Annotated in this window: 20 protein-coding genes; 4 read left to right on the forward strand and 16 right to left on the reverse strand. The window is 62.5% G+C overall.

Annotated features, from left to right (window positions below; translation table 11 throughout):
* Window positions 1–16: 16 nt before the first annotated feature.
* From J5226_RS19540 to J5226_RS19605, 14 genes are all read right to left on the reverse strand, one after another.
* Entirely contained in the window at window positions 17–685 is a 669-nt protein-coding gene (locus J5226_RS19540; protein WP_215836205.1) for a hypothetical protein, read from the reverse strand.
* 254 nt (window positions 686–939) lie between these two features.
* On the reverse strand, window positions 940–1,386 hold the full coding sequence (locus tag J5226_RS19545; RefSeq protein WP_215836206.1) for a hypothetical protein: 447 nt from the start codon (window positions 1,384–1,386) through the stop codon (window positions 940–942).
* 1 nt (window position 1,387) lies between these two features.
* Window positions 1,388–2,131: a hypothetical protein gene (locus J5226_RS19550; RefSeq protein ID WP_215836207.1), complete on the reverse strand. Its 744-nt coding sequence runs from the start codon at window positions 2,129–2,131 to the stop codon at window positions 1,388–1,390.
* 38 nt (window positions 2,132–2,169) lie between these two features.
* Window positions 2,170–2,403: a DUF2188 domain-containing protein gene (locus tag J5226_RS19555; protein ID WP_215836208.1), complete on the reverse strand. Its 234-nt coding sequence runs from the start codon at window positions 2,401–2,403 to the stop codon at window positions 2,170–2,172.
* A gap of 631 nt (window positions 2,404–3,034) precedes the next feature.
* The gene (locus tag J5226_RS19560; protein ID WP_215836209.1) at window positions 3,035–4,435 is read right to left on the reverse strand and encodes a serine hydrolase; all 1,401 of its coding nucleotides are present in this window, start codon (window positions 4,433–4,435) and stop codon (window positions 3,035–3,037) included.
* Between the two features lie 666 nt (window positions 4,436–5,101).
* Window positions 5,102–5,569: a hypothetical protein gene (locus J5226_RS19565; protein ID WP_215836210.1), complete on the reverse strand. Its 468-nt coding sequence runs from the start codon at window positions 5,567–5,569 to the stop codon at window positions 5,102–5,104.
* A gap of 571 nt (window positions 5,570–6,140) precedes the next feature.
* Window positions 6,141–7,070 (reverse strand): DUF4435 domain-containing protein, encoded by a 930-nt coding sequence (locus J5226_RS19570; protein ID WP_255322859.1) that lies wholly within the window; start codon window positions 7,068–7,070, stop codon window positions 6,141–6,143.
* Window positions 7,070–8,530 carry an AAA family ATPase gene (locus J5226_RS19575; RefSeq protein ID WP_215836212.1) on the reverse strand — a complete coding sequence of 487 codons (1,461 nt, stop codon included), beginning with the start codon at window positions 8,528–8,530 and terminating at the stop codon, window positions 7,070–7,072. Before J5226_RS19575 ends, J5226_RS19570 begins: the two co-directional genes overlap by 1 nt.
* Window positions 8,531–8,819: 289 nt before the next feature.
* Entirely contained in the window at window positions 8,820–10,235 is a 1,416-nt protein-coding gene (locus tag J5226_RS19580) for a hypothetical protein (RefSeq protein ID WP_215836213.1), read from the reverse strand.
* 143 nt (window positions 10,236–10,378) lie between these two features.
* Window positions 10,379–10,936 carry a DUF3228 family protein gene (locus tag J5226_RS19585; RefSeq protein ID WP_215836214.1) on the reverse strand — a complete coding sequence of 186 codons (558 nt, stop codon included), beginning with the start codon at window positions 10,934–10,936 and terminating at the stop codon, window positions 10,379–10,381.
* Window positions 10,937–11,103: 167 nt separating this feature from the next.
* On the reverse strand, window positions 11,104–13,542 hold the full coding sequence (locus J5226_RS19590; protein WP_215836215.1) for a zeta toxin family protein: 2,439 nt from the start codon (window positions 13,540–13,542) through the stop codon (window positions 11,104–11,106).
* Window positions 13,539–13,871: a hypothetical protein gene (locus tag J5226_RS19595; protein ID WP_255322860.1), complete on the reverse strand. Its 333-nt coding sequence runs from the start codon at window positions 13,869–13,871 to the stop codon at window positions 13,539–13,541. The genes J5226_RS19590 and J5226_RS19595 overlap by 4 nt, the downstream gene beginning before the upstream one ends.
* 266 nt (window positions 13,872–14,137) lie before the next feature.
* The gene (locus J5226_RS19600) at window positions 14,138–14,503 is read right to left on the reverse strand and encodes a hypothetical protein (RefSeq protein WP_255322861.1); all 366 of its coding nucleotides are present in this window, start codon (window positions 14,501–14,503) and stop codon (window positions 14,138–14,140) included.
* Between the two features lie 293 nt (window positions 14,504–14,796).
* Window positions 14,797–15,234, reverse strand: a complete 438-nt coding sequence (locus J5226_RS19605; protein WP_215836216.1) for a VOC family protein — start codon at window positions 15,232–15,234, stop codon at window positions 14,797–14,799.
* Window positions 15,235–15,381: 147 nt separating this feature from the next.
* Here J5226_RS19605 and J5226_RS19610 point away from each other — a divergent pair, with 147 nt between their 5' ends.
* Complete coding sequence (locus J5226_RS19610; RefSeq protein ID WP_215836217.1) at window positions 15,382–15,981, forward strand: hypothetical protein; 600 nt, start codon at window positions 15,382–15,384, stop codon at window positions 15,979–15,981.
* Window positions 15,982–16,134: 153 nt separating this feature from the next.
* Here the strand turns inward: J5226_RS19610 and J5226_RS19615 are convergent, their stop codons facing one another.
* Window positions 16,135–19,716 carry a methylmalonyl-CoA mutase family protein gene (locus J5226_RS19615; protein WP_215836218.1) on the reverse strand — a complete coding sequence of 1,194 codons (3,582 nt, stop codon included), beginning with the start codon at window positions 19,714–19,716 and terminating at the stop codon, window positions 16,135–16,137.
* Between the two features lie 588 nt (window positions 19,717–20,304).
* Here J5226_RS19615 and J5226_RS19620 point away from each other — a divergent pair.
* Window positions 20,305–20,622, forward strand: a complete 318-nt coding sequence (locus tag J5226_RS19620) for a YXWGXW repeat-containing protein (protein ID WP_215836219.1) — start codon at window positions 20,305–20,307, stop codon at window positions 20,620–20,622.
* Between the two features lie 564 nt (window positions 20,623–21,186).
* Here J5226_RS19620 and J5226_RS19625 read toward each other — a convergent pair.
* A complete protein-coding gene (locus J5226_RS19625; RefSeq protein WP_215836220.1) occupies window positions 21,187–23,304 on the reverse strand; it encodes a C1 family peptidase in 2,118 nt (705 codons plus the stop codon).
* Window positions 23,305–23,718: 414 nt separating this feature from the next.
* Between J5226_RS19625 and J5226_RS19630 the strand changes: the two genes are divergently transcribed.
* Both J5226_RS19630 and J5226_RS19635 read left to right on the forward strand, forming a co-directional pair.
* Window positions 23,719–24,822, forward strand: a complete 1,104-nt coding sequence (locus J5226_RS19630; RefSeq protein WP_215836221.1) for a Glu/Leu/Phe/Val dehydrogenase dimerization domain-containing protein — start codon at window positions 23,719–23,721, stop codon at window positions 24,820–24,822.
* 133 nt (window positions 24,823–24,955) lie between these two features.
* Entirely contained in the window at window positions 24,956–25,723 is a 768-nt protein-coding gene (locus J5226_RS19635) for a carbonic anhydrase family protein (protein WP_215836222.1), read from the forward strand.
* Window position 25,724: the final 1 nt, after the last annotated feature.

Raw genomic sequence — 25,724 nt, forward strand, 5'->3', positions numbered from 1 at the left:
AATTGTGCGCTCACGTCTAACGCTTGAACTGCTTGGCTCGTCGTCGCTTGCTTGATGCCCCATTCGTTTCATCATGACTGCAACCCCCGCCCCTCCAAGGCATCTCCCCTAGCCAACGAGGAATTACCTCTTCAGCGGTCTTCAATCGCTCCTGCCTAACTAGCAAGTGCCCGGTGACTACCATCCCGGCAAACAAATATGTCCACTCCACCCACCCGCTCTCTACGTGTCCGGCGAGCACAAGCCAGAGCCCGGTTAGCGTGACGGCAGCCGAAAAAAAGTATCCAGCTAGGCTCCATCGATAGTCACGCACTCGCTTCACTTTTAGGAAATGACTCGCGTCGCGCCAGAACAAACAGCCTGATGTATCGTCCCAGTCGATCAAGGGCCAGACTTCGGACACCTCGATGAGCGCACGCCCAGCCTGAGGCCGCTCTATCAAATAACGCAGAATTGAGACCGGCAGATATTCACGAAACAGGTGTTTTACGGCAACCTGAAGCCAGAGATTGTCAGACTGATCACGCTTGGCCCACAGATCGAGGAAATCCTTGCGATCCTGACTTCTCGACCGCTGCAGACTGAAAAGCCCTTTTATGATCCAGGGCAGCAATACAAACGCCGAGAGCGGCATCAGCCATGGCGACCCCACATATTTCGGCCAAAGCTCGATCAACTTGTCCAAACGACCATCCCTTTTTTATGTTAAAAGAGTGAGTGTGCAATCGTGTCCTCACGGCTTTAGTTACCACTTTTCATGGGACAGACGAGCTCGGATACGAAATGCCGCAGCCAAATTCCCGAGGCGCGACCCACCTAATCTTCTGTAGCACTTTCATTCTTTACACCCTCTCGCAGAGCCTTATAAAACCTAATTGGTTCGCACGGCGAAAGAACAAAGAAAGCGCCCCCAACAAGGGCGCCTTCTGTTTCGATTTATTATTTCGAAGCAACCTTCCCTCCACCTTTCTCGGCAAGAAGTGTCTGCAAATCATCAGCCGCCGATTTAATTGCCAGGGCATTCGCATCAACCGGCATTGACGGCGCAATTTTGTTCTTCACCACAATTATTTCGTCGACATTAGCCTTAATCCGTCCCAGATTGGAACTTATCAGCCCGGCTTCGGACGTTGTGAACATGGCCGCCCTTGCACTTGATGAATCAGCTTGAATAGTAGGCGCGAGTTTCCCTAAAGCGAAAATTCCGCCACTTTGAAAGACCAGACCAGCTATAAGCACCGTCAATGATGCGTATCCTTTCGAGCGACTGTTACCTGCGCTCCGAGCAGCCGATACCTTGTCTATCGCGATCTGAAGCAAAGCATTGGCTTCACCAAATACCCGACTCGAAGTCCTGTCCAAACCGCCAGCACCTGCTCCGTCCATTTCAGACGCCCCCCTTCGAATTATCATCCGACTCCAAGGCCTTAATTACACCTTCATGAGTCATGGCTGCCAACCTCTTGATCTCCGCGGACCGATCGGTAAGCGTTTTTATTCCTTCTAGCACTGTCCCAAGTTGATATCTCTGCGAGAGTTTTTCGGTCCGATCCTTGCCACTCTCATATATAATTTCATCCCGCTTGTCGTGCGGAATCTGAGCATGCTCGTTTTCTACATGGCTAATATTCTTAAAGTTTTGCTCAACTTCGAATTGAAATGCGCGATCGAATGTTATTATTGATTTTGCATGAAGCCTGAAACGCTCTTTAAGCTTTACATGAGCTACGTCGTTATCGCCAAATGCGGAAACCAGTTCCGCCACCTCTTGCATGCTGGAGCCGGTTTCCTCGATAACTCGACGCTCGACATTCAGAAGGCGCTCATTGGCGTAATAATTTTTCTCAATTTCAAAAACGCGCCTCAACTCGCTCAATTGATTTTTTGCGGAATCCAGACTATTCACAACCTCATTTAATTTCTTTTCTTGGTCGCGAGCCAGAAAAATGTAAGTCAGCACCGCAGGAAGCAGAGTAAATAGCAAATAGGCGAGCGACGTAATGAACACATTCGATTCGCCCACCCCCTGGACCCATTTGAGAAAAGTGCCACTCAACGCTGCGGCAAGGCCAATAAAAACGTACTTGACGAGCCCGCTACCACTAGACGCTCCATTCAACTGTGCAGCCATACCACCCCCTCGGTAGATTGCCTTGGTGAAACAACAAATCAGCGTTTCTCATCCCTAGGCGGACTCGGATCGTTCCCATAACTATCGCTATCCTGAATCCGCCCATCCTTCCCATGGATGACAAGCTCCACCTCATCCTTCCGCGCCAAATCCCGCCCCGCCGCTTCGGCATCCACCTTGCGGTCGTGCACGGAACTGGCTCGCTCGGCGCCTTCGCGCTTGACGGCCCAGCCTTCGGGGTGCGGTACGACGTGAACGTCTTTCTTCGACATGGTCCTTGTCCCAGTAATGGCGCGCGGATCGCGCGCAAGCCGACGCTAGCAACGCGGCGCGAAGACCACTCGCGGCTTGTGCATTCGACGTGCCTAGCCGCGCCGCGTCTTTCTGAAAACGTGAAATCCGGACGCGCGAGGACGCGGGAGCGCTTCGGCGACAGATGCAGAGAGGCGAACGCTTGGCTGGCCCGCGAAGAAACGACGGGGGCCGTCAACTACCCCGCCTCCGACATCGCGGCTCGCCCAGCCGCAACCGGGCAACCGTCCGCCTCATCCGCTCAACCCCAGCGCCCACCGTGCCACCCGAGCGCCACACCCACCCACGCCCCAACAAAAAACCGCCCGAAGGCGGCTGATCGTTACAACCCGGCGCGAGTGCGGCGTACGCGACCGGATCACTGCGCCAGCGCCGCCGCTTAAAGCGACTTGCGCCGACCGCGCCGACCTTGCCTTGCGCAACCCGCCCATCCCGCGCTGAGATCGGACACGTTCAAGCAACGCCGCCCCCTTCAAGCAGCGCCGCGGCCTTCAAGCGCGAACACCATCGAGCCCCGCACCGCGCGCTGTCTCGCTCTCGCCACCGCTCCCGGCCGAACGCCCCACGCCAGCCCGCCACAAACGCAAACCGTCAACGCCCGCCCGGCGAAGCCTTCTGCAACCGTTCGATCTGCCGCGCCGCGCCTTTGTTGCCCGGATCGAGCGCCAACGCCCGCCGATAGTGCGCGATGGCCAACGCGTTCTCGCCATTGAGCGCATGCGCCTCGCCCAGACTGTCCTGGGCATTGCCGCTGCGCGGGAACAAGGCCGCGACCAGTTTCATGATCGCCAAGCCTTCGCGCGGGCGACCGCTGTGCAGCAGGCGATAGCCCCAATCGTTGAGTTCCGCCTCGTTCCACGGCTGCGACGGATCGCGCCGCGCGATCTCGCGGGCCGTGCGCACGGCCCGGCCGTAGCCGCCGTCGTCGAGCGCGATGCGCAACGCCGGCACGCCAGTCGGACGCAGCGCCGGCGCCCAGTACCCCGCGATCCGGTCGATCTCGTCCTCGGGATAAGCGCCGGACAGATTGGTCAGAATCACCACCGCCACGTTGTCCTGCGGATACAGATAAAACGCCGAACGCGCGCCGCCGGTCATGCCCACCGCGCGGTGCCCCGCCCCTCGCGGGAACATCGTCCACCCCAGGCCCCACTGCCCCGCGCGTCCGTCGTTGAACGCGACCGGCGTCCACATCGTCGCGACCGCCTCCGGCCCGAGCAGCGTTCCCTGCTGCAGCGCGATCAACCAACGCGCCACGTCCTCGGCGTTGCCGACCAAGCCGTTAGACGCGCGCTTGAACGGCAGCGAGACGGGATAGCGCTGTTCGAGCACCCCGGCCGCGCCCGGCGCGGACCGCACGAACTGATAATCCGGCCCCTTACCGGCGATCACATCGCGTGAATCGCCGTAGCGGCTGTGCCCCATGCCCGCGGCGGCAAGCTGCGCGTCGGCCACCGTCGCATCCTCCTCGCGCCCATAGACCCGATTGAGCGCGCGCTGGATCAGCGTGTAATTGGTCTGGCAGTAGTGGAAGCGTTCGCCCGGCGCGAACAGCACGGGCTGCGCCAACGCCCAGTTCCAAGCCTGGACCGCATCGGTTTCCACCGTCGGCGCGCGATTGATATCGGGCAAGCCCGAGGTATGACTGAGCAACTGCCGCACCGTCACCACGCGCCAAGCCTCGGGCAAACCGTCGAGGTAAGTCGCTATCGGCGCAGCGAGATCGAACTTGCCCGCCTCGACCGCCTGCATCGCCGCCACGCCGGTGAAGGCCTTGCTGATCGACGCCAGGGTAAACACGCTCTGCACCGTCGCCGGCACATCCAGCGCGACGTTCGCCGAGCCGTACGCGCGCGAGAACACGATCGCGCCGTCCTTGACCACCGCGACCTGGGCGCCGGGCACGCGGAACCGGGCGATGTAGGCGCGCATCGCGCGGTCGGTCTGATCGGCGGCGGTGTCGGCCGGCTGCGCCTGGGTCGCCGAACACACAAACAATGCAAGTAACGGTGCGAACAACCACCCCCAGGCACAGCGGTCGAGGCGCGGAATCGTCGGATGCACGAGCTGGTTTCCCCGGTGGCGACGTTCGCGATGATACCGAGGGAACGCTCGCAGGCTAGCCGCCCTCGCTCCATGCACATAAGTTAAGTAATTTTTCCATTCCCGAGTCCGCGCCAGCGACTCGCGAAAGCGAATTTCGGACTCGCGAGAGCAAACGCCAGACTCGCGAGAGTGAAATTCGGACTCCGGAGAGCCGATTTCGCTCTCTCGAGAGCGAAATCGGGACTCGCGAATCCGACGCTGGCTCTCGCGAGTCTGAAAACCGCTCTCGTGAGAGCAAAATTCAGACTCGCGAGAGCTAACACGTGACTCGATTAAGCCGAATTCGCTCTCTCGAGAATGGTTTTCAGACTCGCGAAAGCCGTCGCCGCCTTCACGAGTCCCGCGCCGGCTTTCGCGGAGCCTCTGTCGACTCGTCCGCCCCTAACAGTACGGGTCGTCCAGTTCCTAACCGGGCAATCGTCCACGCCCTCCGCTCCCCCTTTTCACCCGCCGCCCCTCTCGAGCGCCCCACCTGCCCACGCCCCAACGAAAAAGCCGCCCGAAGGCGGCTTATCGATACTCCCGGGCGCGAACGAAGCGCGCGCGGTTAGCTCACTCCGCCGGTGCCGCCGCCTCACGCCGCGGCTTGGCCCAACGCGCGGACATCTCCTTACGCAGCCCGTCCAACCCCTGATTCTTCCCGGACACCTTGAGCAACCCGTAACCCTCCAGCGCGAACGCCATCAAATCCGCCCCGAGCGCGGTCTCGGTGTCGTCGCCTCGCTCGGCCAGACGCTGCAAGCGATCAAGTAGCGGACGCAGGCGGTCGAGCGTGCGCAGATCCAACTGCGCCCCGGGCAGGTCCAGGCTGGGCGGCACGATCTGCTGGTTCTGCTCCAACACCCGCAGAGCCTGCCGACAGAACACCTCGGACTTCGCGCCCATCTTGTTGAGGCGGCGGCGCTCGTCAGGCGACAGCGACATCAGGCCGGACAGCGCTGATTCCAGTTGATCCAATGCCGCCTGCGCAGTGGCGACTTGTTCCTCGGTCACGTCTAGATGAATCAGATTAAGGCTCATGGGAGGCTCCATTTCGATGGACTGCTCGTCGGATTGACGGCGGGCGACATCGTCGGAAAGTGGAGGTGCTGTGGGGAGTCGGAGAGCGCCGCGATCTGGAGTCGGGGATTTCTTGGGTGAAAAAAAGTGCCAAGACATGCCAACTCGAAATCATTCAAAACCAGCGCTTCGCTGGCATCACAGTGGACCCACCATTACTTACTTGAGGAAGGAAAAGTAACCGATTGAATAATTCGGTCCAAATCACTCGCCAATCTATCAAAGCACTGTGCCAATGCTTCAGCCGATAGATACATCACGTCCGACACAGCCTCGCCGCGCGGTTCAGTGAGTTGCGCCAGCAAGCGTAAGTGATCACGAGCTTGAACCAAGTCTTGACAGACATCGACCGAAAAAAAGCAAAAGCGCTCTGATCCGGCTAGAACGGGCTGCTTATGCATAGAAAACCTCCTGGCTGGCTGGCTCTCGACGCTAACAGCAAAGGCAAAATATTCAAAAAAAGAATAAACCAATCACCCCCAAGCCACTCTTGAAAAAATTGGCCAAAAAAATCAAAAAACAAACAACACACTCAACTACAGCCCATCGAGCACTCCCGCTCGGATGACATTACAAAATCCTCCAATCCAACCGGCAGGGGAGACCTCGCAGCCAAACTTCTAAAATCGAGACTTGCCGGGGAAAATGCCAAATCCGCAACAGCCCCCCCGACAAGTGTAGATTGATTCGAGCGTATATCCGCATAAACTAAATGCACCCAAATTTTAAAGAAAATATAAACAAATTTCCCGCGCACCCAGTTTTGCGCAAGAATAGACCCAAAAAAATTCCGCGCCTTTTCAATAGCATCGTCTGACACTGGACGATCTGTCTTCACTAAAGAATCTAAACGCTGCGCATCTCGAACAACAACGCCATTCAATGAAATATCAATTGCCGAAAGCGCGCCATCAGATATGTTCACGTTGCCAACAGACTGCCCCACAGCCCCGTACAAGACATAACAAGCTGGCAAAACCAAATTAGTGAAATCGTTCAAAACCCTTTCATACTGAGCAACCAGCCGCCTCTTTTGCTCAGGATCAAGAATAAAATTCAAGTCCGTTCTCAATAAAGACTCAAGGACCTGGGAGTTAACAAGCAAGTTCTCGACAGAATAGAATGGCGCGACATATATATCACTGCCGTATTCCGCATCTCGCAAGCCATCATAGTCATGATCAACAATGAAATAAGTGCACGCATGTAGCCCTGTTTTATCTCGGAGTAACATCTCCCGAAATTCCAAAACGTTAGCTTTTCCCTTTGCAACTAACGACTCCCAATGCAAATCCGCAGATATTCGACGCAGCCAGATGTCATAAATAATCAAGTCTTCCTTTCCTTCGACGACAAAAACTAACGCACACTTATGCACCCCCCTCAATCGCGCGAGAGCTGTCTTCAGCACCACAGGCCGATGCCGCTGAGCGCGCAAATAATCCCCCGTTATTTCCGCCATTAGAACAACCCCTGCGAATTCTTAGCAACCTTCAAAGTGCCCGCATAAGGATCCAATTCATTATCAAAAACGAACGGTGAATGAGTAATTGCTAGCAATTGGCATACAGACCCGGAACGGAGCATATCCGGCAGAATTCGTCTCTGCCATTCTATCGAAAGCGATAGCTCAGGCTCATCCACCAGAACAAGCTTCTGCCTCTCATATAAATATAACTTAGCCAAAATAGAGACAATTTGCTTCTCGCCAGAAGAGAGCTGACTTAGTGGAATAGGCCGACTCGTCCAGGAATTAATAACAGCAACTTGCATTAAATTTTGATCGTAAGTAAAAACCTTCTCCTCATTTGAATCACTTAAATAACTATTACACGCATCCACAAAGCGCTGAAGCATAGCCTCAGTTTCCTTTGTCTTCTCAATTACCCCTCCTAAACGCCTCAGAAAATAACGAAGTAGTATCTGATCTTCATTGGAAATATCGCCAGACTCGTACAACGCCGCGATAGCGGATATGCGCTTTTCGTTTTGGGTGTCCGAAATAGACGGCACCTTGTAACTATCTACAACCGATCTTGAATCGCGTGACACGCGCGATAAAAATCGCTTGAGAGAATCGAGGTCAGGCAAAGCGCCGCGAGATGGCGATTCAAATTTAATACTTCCCGACAGCGCATCATCGATGATAGTCGCGCTCGCATTCCTATATTCAAAATTCGATATTCTCTCAACCTCATCTGAAAGCTCAGCGAGACGCAGCTCCACATCCTCCAAACCAAAGTTAATATTCCCGGTATCCAGAGAAGCACTGGCCTTGAGCGTCGCCATGTGCCGTGCCGCGCCAATCACATGCCCCTTTCTATTCCTTGCTCGCGGACTCAAAAGAGGGTTCTCGATGCGCCGATATGTCGGTAAATAAAGTATATCCACCTCCCCCAAGGCAGCGCCCACGGCATCACCAACCTGCCTTAACTCAATCGTGTTATTGAAAGAAAGGCCAGCGGCAATATCATCAAGAACAGAATAAATATCAGCATGATCCATTGAAGTATTCGTATACAATCTTCTAATTATTGAGCTATTCCGCACCGAGGCGGCACTTCTTCCGCTGATGTAATCACTTGATATGAAGTCATAGAGATCCTCCTCCGAAACCCCAGACTCATGCGCCAATCTGGCCAATCGTTCGTGCGTGTCATTTTTAGTCGCCCCTATTGTTTCTTTCCTTAACTCTACCGAATGATCAAGGGCAAAAAATTCGCACTCAATTGACGAAAACTCCAATGATTGCAATCGATAAAATCTTCTCCGCAGAAACGCATGCAGCGCGTTTAGAACCGTGGTCTTTCCGGAGCCGTTACCAGCAATCAATATCAAAAGATTGTCATTAAATGTGATTTCGACATCCTTGTACCCATACAACCCATTTATCTTAAATCGTTTAATTATCGGCCCGTGCATAGACACATCCTCAATCTAAAATCACGAATAGAATTGAAGCGCAGCCTGCGCCTCACCAAGAATCGACAATGTATACGCCCCAAGCGATCCACCGGCATCCCCGGCCAATCTCAGCCCCCCTCTTTCTACAGCTGCACTCGACCATCGGGAATCATGCTCCCCCGCTGACGGATCACTCCTCCCGAACCTTCACGCCGCGCCAGGCAATGGCGCGCGTTACAGTCGCTGCGCACAGTAGGTGACGTTTATCTTCGACTATCAGCGCCAAAGGCAGCTAGTGCTGACTCATTTAATCCCTCATTACTGCCAGGATGCCGTTGGCGAGCAAACCAAACTCTCCTTCCATACGCTCCACTTCGTCTACCTTCAATTCCCCACACAACCGCCCCTGCATTCGCACGACTGCCTCCACCGCTCCCGGCGCTAACCTGCGACTCACATAGTCACTAAGACACCGCCCCGTCGCCGCATCTAGTCCACGCACCCCCGGCCCCAGACGCACACGCATCGCGTCAAGTCCGATCTCCGGTTCTGCCACGTCATCGAGATCACGTAAAGCTTGAGTGAGGTCACTTTCAAAGTTGCCCAGGTTCCAGGTGCTTTCGATCACACGAGCCCCACGCTCACACTGAGCCAGCACAACCTCCCCCTGCCCCAAATCCCGCAAAATCCGCTCAGCAACACCCCGCCAAGCCATCGGATCCCGCTGCCCCCGAGCATCCTCGACCATATCGAACGTCTCATAGACGTTGATCCCATGCTCCGCCGGCAACAAATGCCGATTGTTGCCAACGCCATTGGTATAGACCGGGCACCCCTGGTGGACGGATTCGAGCACATAGAACCCAAACGGCTCCGGGAACCGGTTATAGGCCAACCCAAACCGACACCCACGCATCAGCCGGAACAACGCGGCTTGGCTCAGGTGCGGGACGCGCACGAAGTAGTCGGCGCAGCTGCGGCCGGCGGGGGCGAGCATGGCGTCGAGGCCGCGGCGGACGTCGTCGGTGAGCGAGTGTTCGGAGACGAGCAGGCGAATGCGCGGCAGCGGTGCGGTGCGCAGTTCGTTGAGCCAGTAGAGGATGCTCAGCGTCGCCAGCCAGTCTTGTTTGCCCGGTTGCAGGGCGTGGCCCCAGACGGTGGCGCCGCTGTCGAGTTCGCGCAGCAGCGCGGTCGGCAGGTCGGCGCCGTGGGCGAAGCCGGGGTGGCCGTCGCGGCGTTCGACGCTGGGCACGGGCAGGCGGATCGAGCGGGTGCGCATCAGGCCGCGCGGGTTGAGCACGCGGCGCTGGCGCCAGTTGGGGAAGGCGAACAGCGAGCGCAGGACGCTGGCGAGATAGGGCGAGTTGGCGAGGTGCAGGTCGACGGCGGGGTTGGCCATCCAGGCGCCGGTGCCGTAGGCCAGGCCGTGGTACAGCACGGCGTTGTGGCGCGCCCAGCCGCGTTCGGGCGAGCGCACGGCGGTGCCGGTGGCGTCGTACAGGGCGATGTGCGGGGGCGCGTCGCCGTCGAGGCGGCTGAGTTGGCCGGCGAGGCCGAACGGCAGCATGGCTTCTTCGCCGAGGTCGTTGCGCGGCGGCTCGAACGAACGCACGTTCCAGCCGTTGCGGGTCAGGATCGGGCCGATGGCGTGGTTGACGTAGCCGACGGAGTGGAACGGGGGGCCGCCGCTTTGCGACAACATCAGTGCGACTACATCGGCCATTCGGGTCCCTTTCCCTGTGGTCGGCCGCGGGGGCGATCGCGGTGCCGCGGCCGGTGTGTGTGTCGGCTTAGCTTACCGCGCGGGCATCGCCGCGGCGGGGCTCCGCGGGTGCGCGGGCGCGACGGATCGACCGCCGCGCGGGCTCATCCGCGCCAGTTGGCGTGCGTGCTCCAGAATTCGACGCTGCGCCGATAGGCCTCGCGATCCAACGACACCCCCGACCCGCCCTCCTCCACGCCAAGCGCATTGCGCATCATCGTGATCGGCGCCATCGGCGTTTCCATCGGCTCGGCGGTGTACATGCAGCCGACCACGCCCCAGTCGGCGTCGGTGACGGTGCCTTCCTTGGCCAGTTGCTCGCGGCTGTAGAGGATGACGATGAGGTACTCCGCCACCGGCGGGTCGATGTCCTCGAACCAGCGCACCAGCACCGGCAGTTCGTCCTTGGTGCGCGCGTCGTAGCCGCTGCGCAGCAGGTGGCGGTTGGCGTCGGTGATCGGCACCGCGAGGCAGCGGGTGCTGGTCCAGTTGCGGTGGACGTGGAGTTTGCAGAACGGGGCGTAGCCGTCGAGCACCATCAGCGGCGGCGTTTCGTTGAGGTGGCGCTCGAATTGCTCGGCGGTGATGTCCTGGATGGTGTTGCGGCGCGGTTCGCGCGGGAACAGGCGCGGGCGGGCGAAGTCGGTGAGGGTGATGGTCATGGGGGGATTATCCGACGCTGGGGGCGGCTGGGCACTGGGCGGCGACGGTCCCGGGAGATTCGCGGCGCGCGCGGGCCGGGCTTGCGACGCGGCGCGCGTGCGGTGCGCGCGTCTCGCGGGGCGATGGCGTTGCGGGCGCGACGGGTGTTGGCGCCGGCCGGCGTGGGTTACGCCGTCATCTTCGGTCCGCCCTGCCCCGCGACGCTTTGGTTGCGTGTCTGCTCTTGCTGTTGTTCGCGCTGCGTGGTTTCCGCTTGCGCCAGCCGCGTCGCTTCGACTTGGCGGTAGCGGTCTTCTACCGGCACCGACACGGCCTCGGCGGTTTTCATGCTGGCGTGGTGCGCGGCCGGGTCCGGCGAGGGGTGGCCGACGCGGTACACGTGCACGATCTCACCGGCCCCCACGCCGGGCGCGGGCGCGTTGAAGGCGAGGCGGATGTCGTCCTTGGCGTCGAATTTCTTTTCCACGGCCACGGCCAGGGCGCTGGCCGTCATGCGCTCGCTTTGCGCGTCCCAGGTTTTGCCGATCTGTCGGTCGAATTGTTCGACGGCGCCGCGCACTTTCTCGTAGAGCGGACGTTCGGGGTGACCGATGTCTTCCGGGGTAGCGCTGCGGGCGGCGGCGGTTTCTTTCGCGGGTTCGGCATCGGCGCGCACTTCGACGGGCGCGAGTGTGGTGACTTTGAGCGTTTGTTGCTGGCGATCGAAGGTGGCGTCGAGTTCGCGCTTGAGGTTGCCCTCGGCCTTGCTGTCCCAAACCATGCCGCGGCTGGTCCATTGGCCGTTGTTGCTGCGTTCGTAGGTGTCGCCGTCGGAGCCGACGAGGCGGCCGGGATGGCGCGCGGCGTCGGTCACCGCCGGCGGGACTTTGCCGTGGCGTTGCCAGTCGTATTGGTCGTATGCGGCCTGATAGCTGGCGGCGAGCGCGGCGGGCGTTTTGGTCGCGTTGTTGGCGATGATCGCTTGCGACTGCTGTTCCAACTCGGCGGCGCGCTGCGGCGTGGCGACGTCGGTGCGGATCTGCATGACGCCTTTGTCGATGTAGCCCTCGGCGACGTGGCGCGTCCATTGCTGGGTCTGCGCGTTGCGCTCCCAGGGGCTGTCGCGGAAGCTGCGCGGGTCGTGCGCGTTGGCGGGGATTTCGTAAGGGTTCTGCGCTTTGGGCGGGGCCGACAAAGCGAGCTCGGTGGCGCGGTTGGACGCTTGGTAGTTGAGCTGGTCCGAGAGCGCCGCATCGGCCTTGATGACGCCGGGTTTGTGCACCGGCACGCCTTCGCTGTAGCGCATGGCGTCGAGGTCGAGTTCGCGCCGGGTCCAGCCTTGCTCGGGGTGCTTGGGGTTGAAGGTCCAGGTGTTGCCTTGCTTGTCGTCCTGGTTGTTGATGCGGTGCTGGTCGATCCACTCAGCGAGCTTGTCGCCCGCGACCGCGCCGGCGATCCCGCCGACCACGCCGCCGACGAGCGCGCCCGGGCCGGTTTCGGAGGTGACGGCCGCGCCGGCGGCGCTGCCGAGCGCGACGCCGCCCAGCCCGCCGACATTGCGCGTGACCGCGCCGACGATCTTGGATTCGGCGCCGAATTGATTGCCTTGGTTGGAAAGGCGGACCGCATCGTGGGTGGTGTCGGCGACGTCGTAAGCGGTGGCGACGACGCCGAGGGCGCCGGCGGCGCTGGCGCCGCGGAGGGTGGCTGGGCGGACGCGGACGGCGTGGTCGATCTTGGCGGCTTCGGTGGCCAAGCGGTCGACTCCTTCCACCACTTTGAGCTCGCTGCGTTCGTTGAGCAGCGCTTGCGCAGTGGCGGGTTGGACCTTGGAATTTCGGGACAGAGCTTCGGGGAGCTCCTGATGCAGCGCCTGCTGTTCTTTCAAAGACTCAGCGGTACGCCGCGTGACTTTGGGATCGTTGAGTCGTGCTTCCCGAGCGCGCTCCATCGCTTCGCTGGGCGCAAGCGAGCTGGCGCGGCTGTCGTATAGCTCAGCGCCCTCGCGATTGAAGATGCGTATCGGCACCCCTGTTTCGGCACGCACATGATCGAGGTTTCCAGGCAACTTCTCATAGACGTGCGAACGGACTTCCTGCGGGACGTAACGCCCATAACCGTCTTTGGCAACACCGTCCGTGAAACGCTTATCGACTCCGAGCTCACTCTCGACTCTATGGGTAGCCATCGCACGGATTTCGACTTCATACCCTTTGGCCTGAAGTTCCCGTATCTGGCTGACGGCGGCCTCGCCATTGCCCAACGTCGTATCGACGATGATGTTTTTCTTGCCCTCGATGGCGGCCTCACGCAATTCCCTAGCCCACTGACTCGCATCGCCATGGGTGTCGCCGGACCATGTATAGGGTCTTTCACTACGGAACCTATCTACCTCGAGATGACCATCCCGCAATTCGTCGGGATCGATTTTCACGACGTCGTGCCTGAGTTCGATCTCAGCCGCAACACCGAGACCACCCTTACCGGCTCCCGGCTGCCCCGCGAGATAGATGGCTCGAGGCCTGCTCTGAGCAGTCGCCTCATTCAAACCGCTATCGGGGACGATCCTCTGGATAAAAACTCGCGAATGCGCCTCCGCATCCAGCATTCTGTCTGAGGCGTTCATTCGAAAGCGTCCTTATTGCTCTCGAAATACCGCCATAGTCCCTCCAAAGAGCGACCGCTCAGACCTATATTTCCGGAGTGCGCCGAGAACATCAGGCTCAACTTCGCTTCTGCCTTCGCGATCTCCGTCGCATCGCCCCCCGCTTCGGCGCGCTTCAGCTCATCCCTAGCCTCCTGGATGAATGCTCCAAGTCTGCTCTGCAATGCCCAGATGGCTTCATCGAATGGCTGTAGCCGCGGCTTCCGTTCCGAAAATTCATCCAGAATCTCTCTTAAGCGCTCGATATGCTCTGGATAGTCCCCAAGCAACTCGAGCAACTTGGAGGGCATGGGCGGCGGTGGCAATCTCGACATGAAGTCTCCTTATTCGCGAAGAGCAACGTAGTACCGCACGTTGCTAAGCGCCTTTATCTATCGGAAGCGATGAGAAGGCTCATCGCAATTCAACCGCTTTTGGCCAGAGCCCGAGGCGCCTCAACAGCTGGGCGGTGACTAGAAGGCATCTCTATTATCCTCGAAGAAGTTCCGGCCCCGATCATTGCTGGGCAGGCACAACCGCGCGTGGGTTTCGACATCCAGAGTCGTGCCCGAGGCGATCATTCAAAGGCTTCCTTATGCTTCTGGAAGTAGTCCCAAAGATCGTCAAGAGACTTCCCGCCCAGGCCGCCGTTGCCGCTGTAGGAGCGGGCCAGGAACATCAACTCGCGCTTCGCCCGGGCCCGTGCGATACGGGCCGGGTCGCCGCTCCCTTCCGCTTCCCGCAATTCCTTGGAGGCTTCATCGATGAAACCGGTCACCACGGTTACAAGCGTCCACAGCGCGTCGTCGTAGGGCTGCAGGCGCAGCTTTGGCACCGCGACAAACGTCCGCAACGCTTCTCGCAAACGTTCGATATGCTCCGGATAGTCCTTGAGCATCTCGCATAACGTTGGAGGCACAGCGGGCGGTGTCAGCTTTTTCATGGTCCCGACCTTCCTGGGTCAGACACAACATGGCCGAGCCTGCGCGGCGTTGCAAGCCGATGAGTCTGAAAATCCGACGGCGCCCCTTGATTAGGCGGCTGCACAAAAAGACCATGCGCAACATTTAGTTGCGCAATCTTCGACAGATAACCAAGACCGTCCAGCATCAATGCATATGGAATCCACTTAACGGGTCACGGTCGAAGCCGAAAAAGCGTTGGCCAGGCGAAACCAAGCAAGAACTCACATAGATAGATCTCAACGATCCGACGGGTCGGCCCCGCCGAATCACCTCACCCGAGTTCCTGCGCGAGGCCGATGAGTATCCCCTCCGGCCCGCGGATGTAGCAGAGCCGATATACGTTCTGGTAATCGACCACGTCGCCGACGAGTTGCGCGCCGTGCGGACGCAGCTTTTCCAGCGTCTCGTCCAGGTCGTCCACGGCGAACATCACGCGCAGGTAGCCCAGTGCGTTGACCGGTGCATTGCGATGGTCGGCGACAACCTTCGGCACGAGGAAGCGCGACAATTCCAGCCGGCTATGCCCATCCGGCGTCCGCATCATCGCGATCTCGACGCGCTGATCGCCGAGCCCGGTAATTCGCCCGGCCCATTCGCCTTCGATCGTGCCCTGCCCTTCGAGCTCCAAACCGAGTTCGCGAAAGAAACCGACCGCGGCGTCGAGGTCTTCGACGACGATGCCTACGTTGTCCATCCGCTTGAGCGCCATGGCTGCGACCTCCGAGGTGGGGCTTCAATCTACAAGCCGGCGCTCGCACCGACAACGCGCCGACCGGCGGCCGCGTCCTCGGCTTGCTCCGGATGCGAAGCGGGCGATACATTCGCGCCACCGATTCACGGACGAGCTGGAGCGAACATGGTTTCGATGCGTGACCGCCGCGGACGCGGCGACGACGGTGGGCGGGGCTGGGTCGCGCTCGGCGTGGGTTTGGCGCTTTGGGCCGGGAGCGGCGCCGTCGCGGCCGCCGATGCGGGGGCAGGCTTCAAGCAGGCGATCGATTCGTTGGCGGCCGGCGCGTACTGGAGCAAGCCCTTCGTCGAGAACACCTTGTCGGCGCGCTTGGTTCCGGACTGGGAGAACGAGTACACCCTCGCATACAAGGCGGAAAGCGGACGCTTCGCCGGCCTGCGGATCAAGGAGGTCGAGTTGCGTTGCAGCAAGCGCCGGGCGCGCGATTGCCTGCTCAGTATCGATCTGGCCGAGCCGGGACCGCCGAACATGGCGTTCGTCAGGAAGTTCTGGCCGCAGGCGGTGCCCACGCAGGCCAGCCCGCATTCGCGCTTTTCGCACGAGTACTGGACGATCGAACGCGGCCCGGAGCGGATCAGCGTGAGCAATCAGTACGACGCGCCGCGGATCACGCGGGTGACGGTCGCGCACGAAACGGAGCCGCCGCAAATTCCGATGGATTCGCCGCCCGCGCCGCCGTTGCCGCGCGTTCCCGACAGCCGCTGATCGCCGTCTCACGGCCTGCGCGGCACGAGCCTCGGCCGCGCCGGCTTCCGCTTCGCTGCGACGAAGCCGGAGCCGAGTTCGACGGAGCCATCGAACGACGCATGAAAAAAGCCCCGCCGAAGCGGGGCTTTCTATACTCGGCGGGCAGCCCGCTTACATGTTGCGCCGGTACTCGCCGCCCACGTCGTACAGCGCGTGGCTGATCTGCCCCAGGCTGTGCGTCTTCACCGCCTCCATCAAACTGGCGAACACATTGCGGCGATCCCGCGCCGCCGCCTGCAAGCCGCGCAGGCCTTCGGCGGCGTAAGCGTTGCGCCCGGCCTGATAGGCCTGCACGTTGTCGATCTGCTGGCCCTTCTCGCCTTCGGTCGAGCGGATCAGTTCGATCTCGGTGACGATGTCGCCGCCGTGGTCCTTCGGCAGGAAGGTGTTGACGCCGACCAGCGGCAGCGAGCCGTCGTGCTTCTTGTGTTCGTAGTACAGGCTCTCTTCCTGGATCTTGCCGCGCTGGTACATGGTGTCCATCGCGCCGAGCACGCCGCCGCGCTCGCTGATCGCTTCGAATTCCTTGTACACGGCTTCTTCGACGATGTCGGTGAGCTTGTCGACGATGAAGCTGCCCTGCCAGGGGTTCTCGTTGAAGTTCAGCCCCAGCTCCTTGTTGATGATCATCTGGATCGCGACCGCGCGGCGGACGCTTTCCTCGGTGGGCGTGGTGATGGCTTCGTCGTAGGCGTTGGTGTGCAGGCTGTTGCAGTTGTCGAACAGCGCGTACAGCGCCTGCAAGGTGGTGCGGATGTCGTTGAACTGGATTTCCTGGGCGTGCAGCGAGCGGCCCGAGGTTTGGATGTGGTACTTCATCATCTGGCTGCGCGGGTCGGCGCCGTAGCGTTCGCGCATGGCGCGGGCCCAGATGCGGCGGGCGACGCGGCCGATGACGGTGTATTCCGGGTCCATGCCGTTGCTGAAGAAGAACGACAGGTTCGGGGCGAAGTCGTCGATCTTCATCCCGCGGGCGAGGTAGTACTCGACGATGGTGAAGCCGTTCGACAGGGTGAAGGCGAGCTGGCTGATCGGGTTCGCGCCGGCTTCGGCGATGTGGTAGCCGGAGATCGACACCGAGTAGAAGTTGCGCACGTTCTTGTCGACGAAGAACTGCTGGATGTCGCCCATCATGCGCAGGGCGAACTCGGTGCTGAAGATGCAGGTGTTCTGGGCCTGGTCTTCTTTCAGGATGTCGGCCTGCACGGTGCCGCGCACGGTGGCGAGGGTCTTGTCGCGGATCTTCTGGTACGTCTCGGCGTCGACGATCTGGTCGCCGGTGACGCCGAGCAGGCCCAGGCCGAGGCCGTCGTTGGTTTCCGGCAGCAGGCCGCTGTACTCGGGGCGCTTGCGGCCTTCGAACAGGGCTTCGATCTTGTCGTGGGCGGCGTCCCAGCGGGCGTGGTCTTCGCGCAGGTACTTCTCGATCTGCTGATCGACGGCGGTGTTCATGAACATCGCCAGGATGATCGGCGCCGGGCCGTTGATGGTCATCGACACCGAGGTGGTCGGCGCGCACAGGTCGAAGCCGGAGTAGAGCTTCTTCATGTCGTCCAAGGACGCGATGTTGACGCCGGAGTTGCCGATCTTGCCGAAGATGTCCGGGCGCACGGCCGGGTCTTCGCCGTACAGCGTGACGCTGTCGAACGCGGTGGACAGGCGCGCGGCCGGCTGGCCGACGGACAGGTAATGGAAGCGGCGGTTGGTGCGCTCCGGGGTGCCTTCGCCGGCGAACATGCGGATCGGGTCTTCGCCGGTGCGGCGGTACGGGTAGACGCCGCCGGTGTAGGGGTAGTAGCCCGGCAGGTTTTCTTTTTGCAGGAAGGTCAGCAGTTCGCCCCAGCTCTTGTAGGTGGGCGCGGCGATCTTCGGGATCTGCTGGTGGCTCAGGGATTCGCGGTAGTTCTCGACGCGGATGACCTTGTCGCGGACTTTGTATTCGTTGACTTCGTCGGTGATCGACTTGAGGCGGGCGGGCCAGTCGCGCAGGAGCTTGAGGGCTTCGGAGGTGAGCGATTGGACGGCGTCGTTGTAGCGTTGGCGCAGGGTCAGCAGGGTGCGGTCGGCCGTGCGCCCCTTGGCGAGCGCGCGCGCTTCGATGTCGCGAATCCGCTGGCGCGTCGCGGCGAACTGCTCGCGCACGGCGGGATCGACATTTTCCAGGGCCGCATCGATTTCCTCGTCGGCCGGCGCCGCCGGCTCGTTCTTGGAAGGCAGCAACGAGTCGGAGTGATAAAGATCGAGCGCATTGGGCACGTCGTCGCCGAGATCGTGCAGCGACTGCCAATACGACTGCGCGCGGTCGGCGATCTCGGACTGGGTTTCGATCTGCCGGTTGATCGAACGCCCCTGCTCCGCGATCTCGGCGAGGTAGCGCACGCGCGCGCCGGGAATCAGCACGGTGGCGCGCGGTTCCTTGAGGTCGGTGTTGACGTCGGGCGTCCACTTATCGGCCGGCAGCGACAGTTTCTCGCGCAGCAGGCGGCACAGGTTGGCGAACATCCAGCTGATGCCGGGGTCGTTGAACTGGCTGGCGATGGTCGGGTAGACCGGGACGTCTTCGTCCTTGGTTTGAAACGCAACGCGGTTGCGCTTCCACTGCTTGCGCACGTCGCGCAGCGCGTCTTCGGCGCCGCGCTTGTCGAACTTGTTGAGCACGACCAGTTCGGCGTAGTCGAGCATGTCGATCTTTTCCAGCTGGCTCGGCGCGCCGAAGTCGCTGGTCATGACGTACATCGGGAAGTCGACCAGATCGACGATTTCCGAATCGCTCTGGCCGATGCCGGCGGTTTCGACGATGACCAGGTCGTAGCCGAGGCTGCGCAGGTAACCGATGCAGTCCTTCAGCACCGTGTTGGTGGCCGAGTTCTGCCGGCGCGTGGCCATCGAGCGCATGTAGACGCGGTGGCTGCGCAGCGAGTTCATGCGGATGCGGTCGCCGAGCAGCGCGCCGCCGGTGCGGCGGCGGGTCGGGTCGACCGAGATCACCGCCATGCGCATGTCGGGGAAGTTGGCGAGGAAGCGGTTGAGCAGTTCGTCGGTCACCGACGATTTGCCGGCGCCGCCGGTGCCGGTGATGCCGACCACCGGGGTCTTGCCGCCGGCCAACTGCCATTGCTTGCGCAGGTGCGAGAGCTGCGATTCGTCGAACGCGCCTTCTTCGATCGCGCTGAGGGTGCGGCCGATGCTGATCTCGTCGCCGATGTCGGACGCTTGCGGGCTCGATTCGGTCGGCAGGCGCGCGTTGCCGGCGCGGCGCACGACGTCTTCGATCATCGCCACCAGGCCCATGTGCATGCCGTCGTTCGGATGGTAGATACGCTCGACGCCGTAGGCCTGCAGTTCGCGGATTTCTTCCGGCGTGATCGTGCCGCCGCCGCCGCCGAACACGCGGATGTGGCCGGCGCCGCGCTCTTTGAGCATGTCGACCATGTACTTGAAGTATTCGACGTGGCCGCCCTGGTAGCTCGACAGCGCGATGCCGTCGGCGTCTTCCTGCAGCGCGGCGCGCACGACGTCTTCGACCGAGCGGTTGTGACCGAGGTGGACGACTTCGGCGCCCTGCCCCTGGATCAGCCGGCGCATGATGTTGATCGCGGCGTCGTGGCCGTCGAACAAGCTGGCGGCGGTGACGAAGCGCAACGGGGTCGCGTCGGGCTGGGCGGCGGGAATGTTCGCGGCGGTGGTGCTCATGGGCATCTCGATACGCAGGACGGTCTGCGCGTATTGTAGCTCCGCGCGAGGAACTCGGTTCGGCCGCGCGCGTGCGGGGGCGTAGGGAGGCGCGGCGCTAGCGGAGTTCGGCGGCGGGCGTCAATAGGGGCGGCGCGGGACGGGTTCGGAAAAACCGACAGGCCGGTCGCAGGCGGCGACGATGCCGCGGGGTGTGTGGATTCGATGTGTCTGTGCGGCCGGAGAGGGTTTGCGCGGATGCGCGCGAACGCTCAAGTACGCGGCGCGGCAAGCGATCCCCTGTAGGAGCGGCGCGAGCCGCGACCGCGACAACGCAACTACGGCGCAGGTTTCGACGCGAGCGGCCGCTTCGCAGTCGCGGCTCGCGCCGCTCCTACAGGGCGCTTTGCCGGCATTGCCGAGTGAGTGTGCGGACGCAACAAAGCCTCGCGAGCGTCAACCGCCCTACCCCGCAACCGTTTTCCAGCCAGCCGGCCTTCAGCAATCCGGCGCATCCATGAATGCGCGCGTCCGCGCCGTCAACAGCGTCGCGGGCATGGCGTTGTCAGCGATAACCGGCGGGTGGCCGCCGGACCGAGGAGAACGATCATGGCAGTGCGTCCTTTGATGGTGGCGGCGGCGATGGGCTTGGCGACGCTGGCGGGCGTGCACGCGCCGCAGGCGCAGGCGCGCGCGTTCGTCGATGTGGATGTGCGCGTGGCGCCGCCGGCGCCGCGGTACGAGCGGGTGCGGGTGCGGCCGGGTTATGTGTGGACGCCGGGGTATTGGAGTTGGAACGGCCGCCGTCATGTGTGGGTCGGCGGCCGTTATGTGGTGGCGCGCCCGGGCTATGCCTATGTCGGGCCGCGCTGGGTGTCGTACGGGCCGGCGTGGCGGTTCCATGCGGGGCGTTGGGTGCGTCGCTGAGGCGGCGGTCGCGCGGGCCGCGCTGTTCGGCGGGCGGTTCGCGCGAATCCGCACGAGCGAATCAAAGCGAACGGCTTCGCTTAGTCGAATCGGATTCGGCGACTTCGCCGCGCCGAATCCTCGCGGATGAGCCAGCGAAAGCGGCATGGCGGTTACGCCTGCCGCGCCCGCGCGACGCGCCTCGATCCGGGCGCGTCGCGCCGTCCGCTTCGCCGCGTCCTGCGGCCCGGTTCGCCGGCGCGGCACCGTATCCGCGCGAACGAACCCGCGTTCCCTGCCCTTGCGCGTCCGTGCGGCGAATGCGCTGCCGCCTCGGCCGCGCGTTTGCGGCGAGTATGCCGGCCTGTCCATCGCGTCCTTGCGAAGAACCGGCGTCGCGCGCGTGCGCCGATCCGCGCCGCGCGTCCTGCATCGCGTCCTTGCGGCCTCGATGCCTCCCTGCGCCGTCGCGTCCCGCGACGGCATGGCGTCCTTGCCCGTCGCCTCCTGCGACGACCTCGCCTCCTTGCCCGCCGCTTTCGCGGCGTCGGCGTCCTTGCCCCACGCCGCGTCCTGCGGCGCCGTTTACCGTCTCGCCAGCCCGCGCGCGATCTTGGCGCGGCGCTCGGCGATGCCGGCTTCGGAACGATGCAACTCGAATCCGCTCTTGGCGCTGGCGCGGTCGAGAATGCGCGCCAACGTCGCCGCCAAGGTCGCGCGGTCTTCGTCGAAGCCGCCGTGCGAAGTGGCGAAGGCGGCGTTCGGCGAGCCTTCGGCTTGACCCGAGGTCGGCGATTGCACCCAATCGATCAAGCCGCGGTCGAGTAAGTCGCGCACCTCGGCCGAGCCTTGTTCGGCGCCCTTCTGCAGGAACCGCGCCATGCCCAGCAACGGCGTGCCGTCGCGGAAGCGGCGGTTGATCCAACTGCGCGGTTGATGCTCGAACGCGTGCGCGACCAGATACAGCAGCGACTTGTGGTAGATGTTGGCGCAGTGGTCGTCGTTCTCAGCCTTGTCGGTCAGGGTGAATAGCGCCATGCGCTTGATCTTGCCGCTGCGCAGCGCCGGCGCGTAGGTGTCGAGGAACAGGTCGACGGTGATCGCCGGCGCCCACAGGTTGACGCTTTCGATGGTGAGCCCCAGCCCCTGCATGCCTACCGCGGGGCCGCTGGGCACGACGCCGTCGGTGGTCAGCAGCTGCACCAGCGGCGCCAGCAGGATCGAGCCCGCGCTGTGGCCGGTAAGGTGCAGTTCGACTTTGTTGTCGCGCGAACGCCATTCGTGCAGCAGGCGCGCCACCAATGCGGCGCCGCCGGCTTCCTGCGCTTGTCCGTTGGCGAGCGTGGTGCGCGCGGTGGTGGCGAGTTGGCCGTTCTCCTTCATCTCGTCCCACAGCAGCTTGCCGCCGGCGACGCGCGCCAAGGGTTCGAGGGTGTCGTCGAGGCGATCGAGCAACAGGTTCTTGGCCGCGTCGATGATGCCTTCGCTGCGCGGCTTGGTGACGTCGCGCAGGATGTTGCCGAGCGTGGTCCACGCATCGGTTTTCCAGACGAAGGCCAAGGGATAGATCTGTTGTTCCAGCAAGGTGTTGCGGTAATCGGCGACGCGCTGGATCGCCGCCTGTTCGGGCACCAACCCGCCGTGGGCGTAGAGCAGCACGCGCTTTTTCGGCCATTGCGCGGTGATCCGCGGCAGGTCGTTGCGGATCAGGTTGCGTACGTCGTCGGGCGTGGTGCCGAAACGGCCGTCGTCGCGCAGCGCGCCGTTGTTGCCGAGGCTGACGATGTGCGGGCGCAGATCGGCCTGGGAATAGCCGGTGGACTGGCTGGCCAGACTCGAATGGCTGACCGCGCTGGATTGCGCGCTGTGCAGCCGCACCGGCACCGCGAGGCGCGCCACCCACACGTCGGTGCCGCGCTCCAGCCACTCGTCGTAGCTGATGTAACCGTAGCCGCCGCGGCCCCAGCTCTTGCCCCAGGAGTTCTGGATCCAGAAGCCGCCTTCGTCGTAACCGACGATGGCGAAGGCGTGGTAGCCGGCGATCTCCTGCTGTTTCCAGGCGATCACGCCGCGCTTGCCGGGCTCGTCCCAGCCGTCGTGCACGGCGCTGGAGGCGTACAGCACGCCGACTTCGGCGAAGGCCGCGTGCATCGCGACCAAGTCTTTGTGGTTGACCCGGAAGTACGCGCCCAGCGGCCGCAGCGAGGCGTCGCGCGCGCGCTGTTCGGTGTAGGTCTCCATGCGTTGGCCGGGTTTGTACGGCCAGACCTTGTCGGCGCACACGCCGTGGTGGTGCCAACCTTTCATCGCGCCGCGGCAGCTGGAGCCGGAGTATTCCTCGCCGCGCCATTCGTCGTAGCGCCGCGCCATGTCGTAGAACATGCGCGTGCTCACCGGCCGCAGCGCCGCGCGCGGGCTGCGTTTGCGCAGCAGGGCGTGGGCGACGGTGGCCAGGCCGAACGCGGTGCAGGCGCCTTCGTCGCCTTGGTCGAGGATCGGCAGGCGCAGCTTGAGGTGTTCGCTCAAGGGTTTGTGCGCGGGCACGTCGATCAGGGTCGGCTCGAACATGCGGTCGCGGAAATCCGCGGTGTCCGGGCGCGCGTCGAGCAGGCGCGCGTTGAGTTTGCGCACGCCGGGCTTGGCGCGGGAGGGGGCGGTGCGGCGAGCCGGCTTGCGCGCGGCGGCGGTCCTTGCGGTGGCCATGACGACGGCGTCCTGAATGGGGCGAGTGCGATGCGCGGAGAAGTGCCGCATCCGGGGAAACGCCGCCGCGCGGGCGGGCCGGACACAACGTTTGCACCATTATTGTGTCCGTCGCTCGCGTCCGCCGCGACCTCGCAGGCGATTCGTCCTGCGTTCCTCCACCGCCGCGGATCGCGTCGCCGCGATTTGGATCGTGCCAAACAACAAGCGCGGCAAATCCTTTGTCGCGACAGGCCGTACGTACGCCCGGCATACCTAGCCGTATTGCCCGATTGCTTTAGACTAGCGGCCCTGCGCAGGCCGCCCTGCCGCCCGCGCACAGGCGATTTCCATTCACTTCAACGACTTAACCCACAGCCAGGCGAAACCGCGCCCGCGCCAGCGCCGCGCAACCCGTCCGGTTCGGAGCACCCGATGATTTTCGAAACCCTCGACACCTTCGGCCATGAGCAGGTCGTGTTCTGCCATAACAAGGACGCCGGCCTGAAGGCCATCATCGCGATTCACAACACCGTGCTCGGCCCGGCCCTGGGTGGCCTGCGCATGTGGCCGTACAAGACCGAGCAGGACGCGCTCAACGACGTGCTGCGCCTGAGCCGCGGCATGACCTACAAGAACGCGGTCGCCGGCCTCAACATCGGCGGCGGCAAGGCGGTCATCATCGGCGATCCGTCCGCCGACAAGTCCGAAGCGCTGTTCCGCGCGTTCGGCAAGTTCGTCGATTCGCTGGGCGGCCGCTACATCACCGCCGAAGACGTCGGCATCGACGTCAACGATATGGAATACGTCTACCGCGAGACCGAGTACGTCACCGGCGTGCATCAGGTCCACGGCGGTTCGGGCGACCCGTCGCCGTTCACCGCTTACGGCACCTTGCAGGGCCTGATGGCGGCGCTGAACAAGCGCTTCGGCGACGAAGAAGTCGGCAAGTACAGCTACGCCGTGCAGGGCCTGGGCCATGTCGGCATGGAGTTCGTGAAGCTGCTCAAGGAGCGCGGCGCGAAGATCTTCGTCACCGACATCAACAAGGGCCTGGTCGACAAGGCCGTGTCCGAATACGGCGCCGAAGCCGTGGGCCTGGACGAGATCTACGACGTCAACGCCGACGTGTACTCGCCGTGCGCGCTGGGCGGCACCGTCAACGAGCAGACCCTGCCGCGCCTGAAGGCCAAGATCATCTGCGGCGCCGCCAACAACCAGCTGGCCAACAACGCCATCGGCGACGAAGTGTCCAAGCGCGGCATCCTGTACGCGCCGGACTACGCGGTGAACGCCGGCGGCGTGATGAACGTGGCGCTGGAACTCGACGGCTACAACCGCGAGCGCGCCATGCGCATGATGCGCACGATCTACCACAACCTCGGCCGCATCTTCGAGATCGCTGAGCGCGACAGCATCCCGACCTACACCGCCGCCGACCGTCTGGCGGAAGAGCGCATCAGCGCGATCGGCAAGCTCAAGCTGCCGCTCGGACGCTCGAACCCGAGCTTCCGCGGACGCATCCGCAGCGGCCACTGAAGCACACTTCGACGGGGCCGACGGCCCCGTCGTCGTATTCGCGGTAGGGTTTTTCGTGCCTTTTTGCGTTTAGCAAGGCGCACGCGCCGCATACCGCGATTCCCCCACGCGTCGTCCGTCCCTGGAGCTAGCCATGCGTTCGTCCGCTTTCGCTGTGCCCGCTGTTGCCGCGCTGTGTGTCGCTCTCGCCGCCGTCTTCGCCGCGCAGGCGAACGAGCCGGCCAAACCCGGCGCCGCCGCCGGCCATCACGAGGCGTTCGACTACGACCACCAGGACGGGTGGCAGGCGCTGCACGACAAGTCGCAGTCGCCGATCGACATCGTCAGCGCCGGCGCGGTCGCGGCCGATCCGGGCGAGCCGCGCGCGATCGAGTTCAGCCACACCCACGGCGCCGTGGACAAGGTCGAGGACAACGGCCACGCCGTGCAGGTCGACACCCACGCCACCGAAGCGACCATCCGCGGCCGCCACTTCAAGCTGGCCCAGTTCCACTTCCACGCCCAGAGCGAGCACACCCTGGACGGCAAGCACTTCCCGCTCGAGGGCCACTTCGTGTTCAAGGCCCAGGACGGGCGGCTGGCGGTGGTCGGGGTGATGTATGAACAGGGCAAGGCCAATCCGGTGGCGCAGGCGGTGCTCGACAACCTGAAGCCGGGCCGCGCCGCGCCGGCCCAGCACGAAATCGACATCGAGGGCCTGCTGCCGAAGTCGCACGGCTATTACCACTATCTGGGCTCGCTCACGACCCCGCCGCTGACGGAAAATGTCGAGTGGTACGTGATGCCGGCGCCGGTGACCATGTCGAAGAAGCAGATCGACGGGTTCCTTTCGCACTACCGACGCAACAACCGCAACCTCCAACCGCTCAATGGGCGGCCGCTGATTCGTTACGAGGGCTGAT

The sequence above is a fragment of the Lysobacter sp. K5869 genome (genome assembly GCF_018847975.1).
Lineage (GTDB): Bacteria > Pseudomonadota > Gammaproteobacteria > Xanthomonadales > Xanthomonadaceae > Lysobacter.

Coding starts and splice junctions, on each gene's coding strand:
- J5226_RS19590 (WP_215836215.1), bottom strand. CDS start 13,542: ATGAACGCCTCAGACAGAATGCTGGATGCGGAGGCGCATTCGCGAGTT.
- J5226_RS19600 (WP_255322861.1), bottom strand. CDS start 14,503: ATGAAAAAGCTGACACCGCCCGCTGTGCCTCCAACGTTATGCGAGATG.
- J5226_RS19545 (WP_215836206.1), bottom strand. CDS start 1,386: ATGGACGGAGCAGGTGCTGGCGGTTTGGACAGGACTTCGAGTCGGGTA.
- J5226_RS19555 (WP_215836208.1), bottom strand. CDS start 2,403: ATGTCGAAGAAAGACGTTCACGTCGTACCGCACCCCGAAGGCTGGGCC.
- J5226_RS19620 (WP_215836219.1), top strand. CDS start 20,305: ATGGCAGTGCGTCCTTTGATGGTGGCGGCGGCGATGGGCTTGGCGACG.
- J5226_RS19585 (WP_215836214.1), bottom strand. CDS start 10,936: ATGACCATCACCCTCACCGACTTCGCCCGCCCGCGCCTGTTCCCGCGC.
- J5226_RS19595 (WP_255322860.1), bottom strand. CDS start 13,871: ATGCCCTCCAAGTTGCTCGAGTTGCTTGGGGACTATCCAGAGCATATC.
- J5226_RS19605 (WP_215836216.1), bottom strand. CDS start 15,234: ATGGCGCTCAAGCGGATGGACAACGTAGGCATCGTCGTCGAAGACCTC.
- J5226_RS19630 (WP_215836221.1), top strand. CDS start 23,719: ATGATTTTCGAAACCCTCGACACCTTCGGCCATGAGCAGGTCGTGTTC.
- J5226_RS19550 (WP_215836207.1), bottom strand. CDS start 2,131: ATGGCTGCACAGTTGAATGGAGCGTCTAGTGGTAGCGGGCTCGTCAAG.
- J5226_RS19570 (WP_255322859.1), bottom strand. CDS start 7,070: ATGGCGGAAATAACGGGGGATTATTTGCGCGCTCAGCGGCATCGGCCT.
- J5226_RS19625 (WP_215836220.1), bottom strand. CDS start 23,304: ATGGCCACCGCAAGGACCGCCGCCGCGCGCAAGCCGGCTCGCCGCACC.
- J5226_RS19635 (WP_215836222.1), top strand. CDS start 24,956: ATGCGTTCGTCCGCTTTCGCTGTGCCCGCTGTTGCCGCGCTGTGTGTC.
- J5226_RS19575 (WP_215836212.1), bottom strand. CDS start 8,530: ATGCACGGGCCGATAATTAAACGATTTAAGATAAATGGGTTGTATGGG.
- J5226_RS19565 (WP_215836210.1), bottom strand. CDS start 5,569: ATGAGCCTTAATCTGATTCATCTAGACGTGACCGAGGAACAAGTCGCC.
- J5226_RS19615 (WP_215836218.1), bottom strand. CDS start 19,716: ATGAGCACCACCGCCGCGAACATTCCCGCCGCCCAGCCCGACGCGACC.
- J5226_RS19580 (WP_215836213.1), bottom strand. CDS start 10,235: ATGGCCGATGTAGTCGCACTGATGTTGTCGCAAAGCGGCGGCCCCCCG.
- J5226_RS19610 (WP_215836217.1), top strand. CDS start 15,382: ATGGTTTCGATGCGTGACCGCCGCGGACGCGGCGACGACGGTGGGCGG.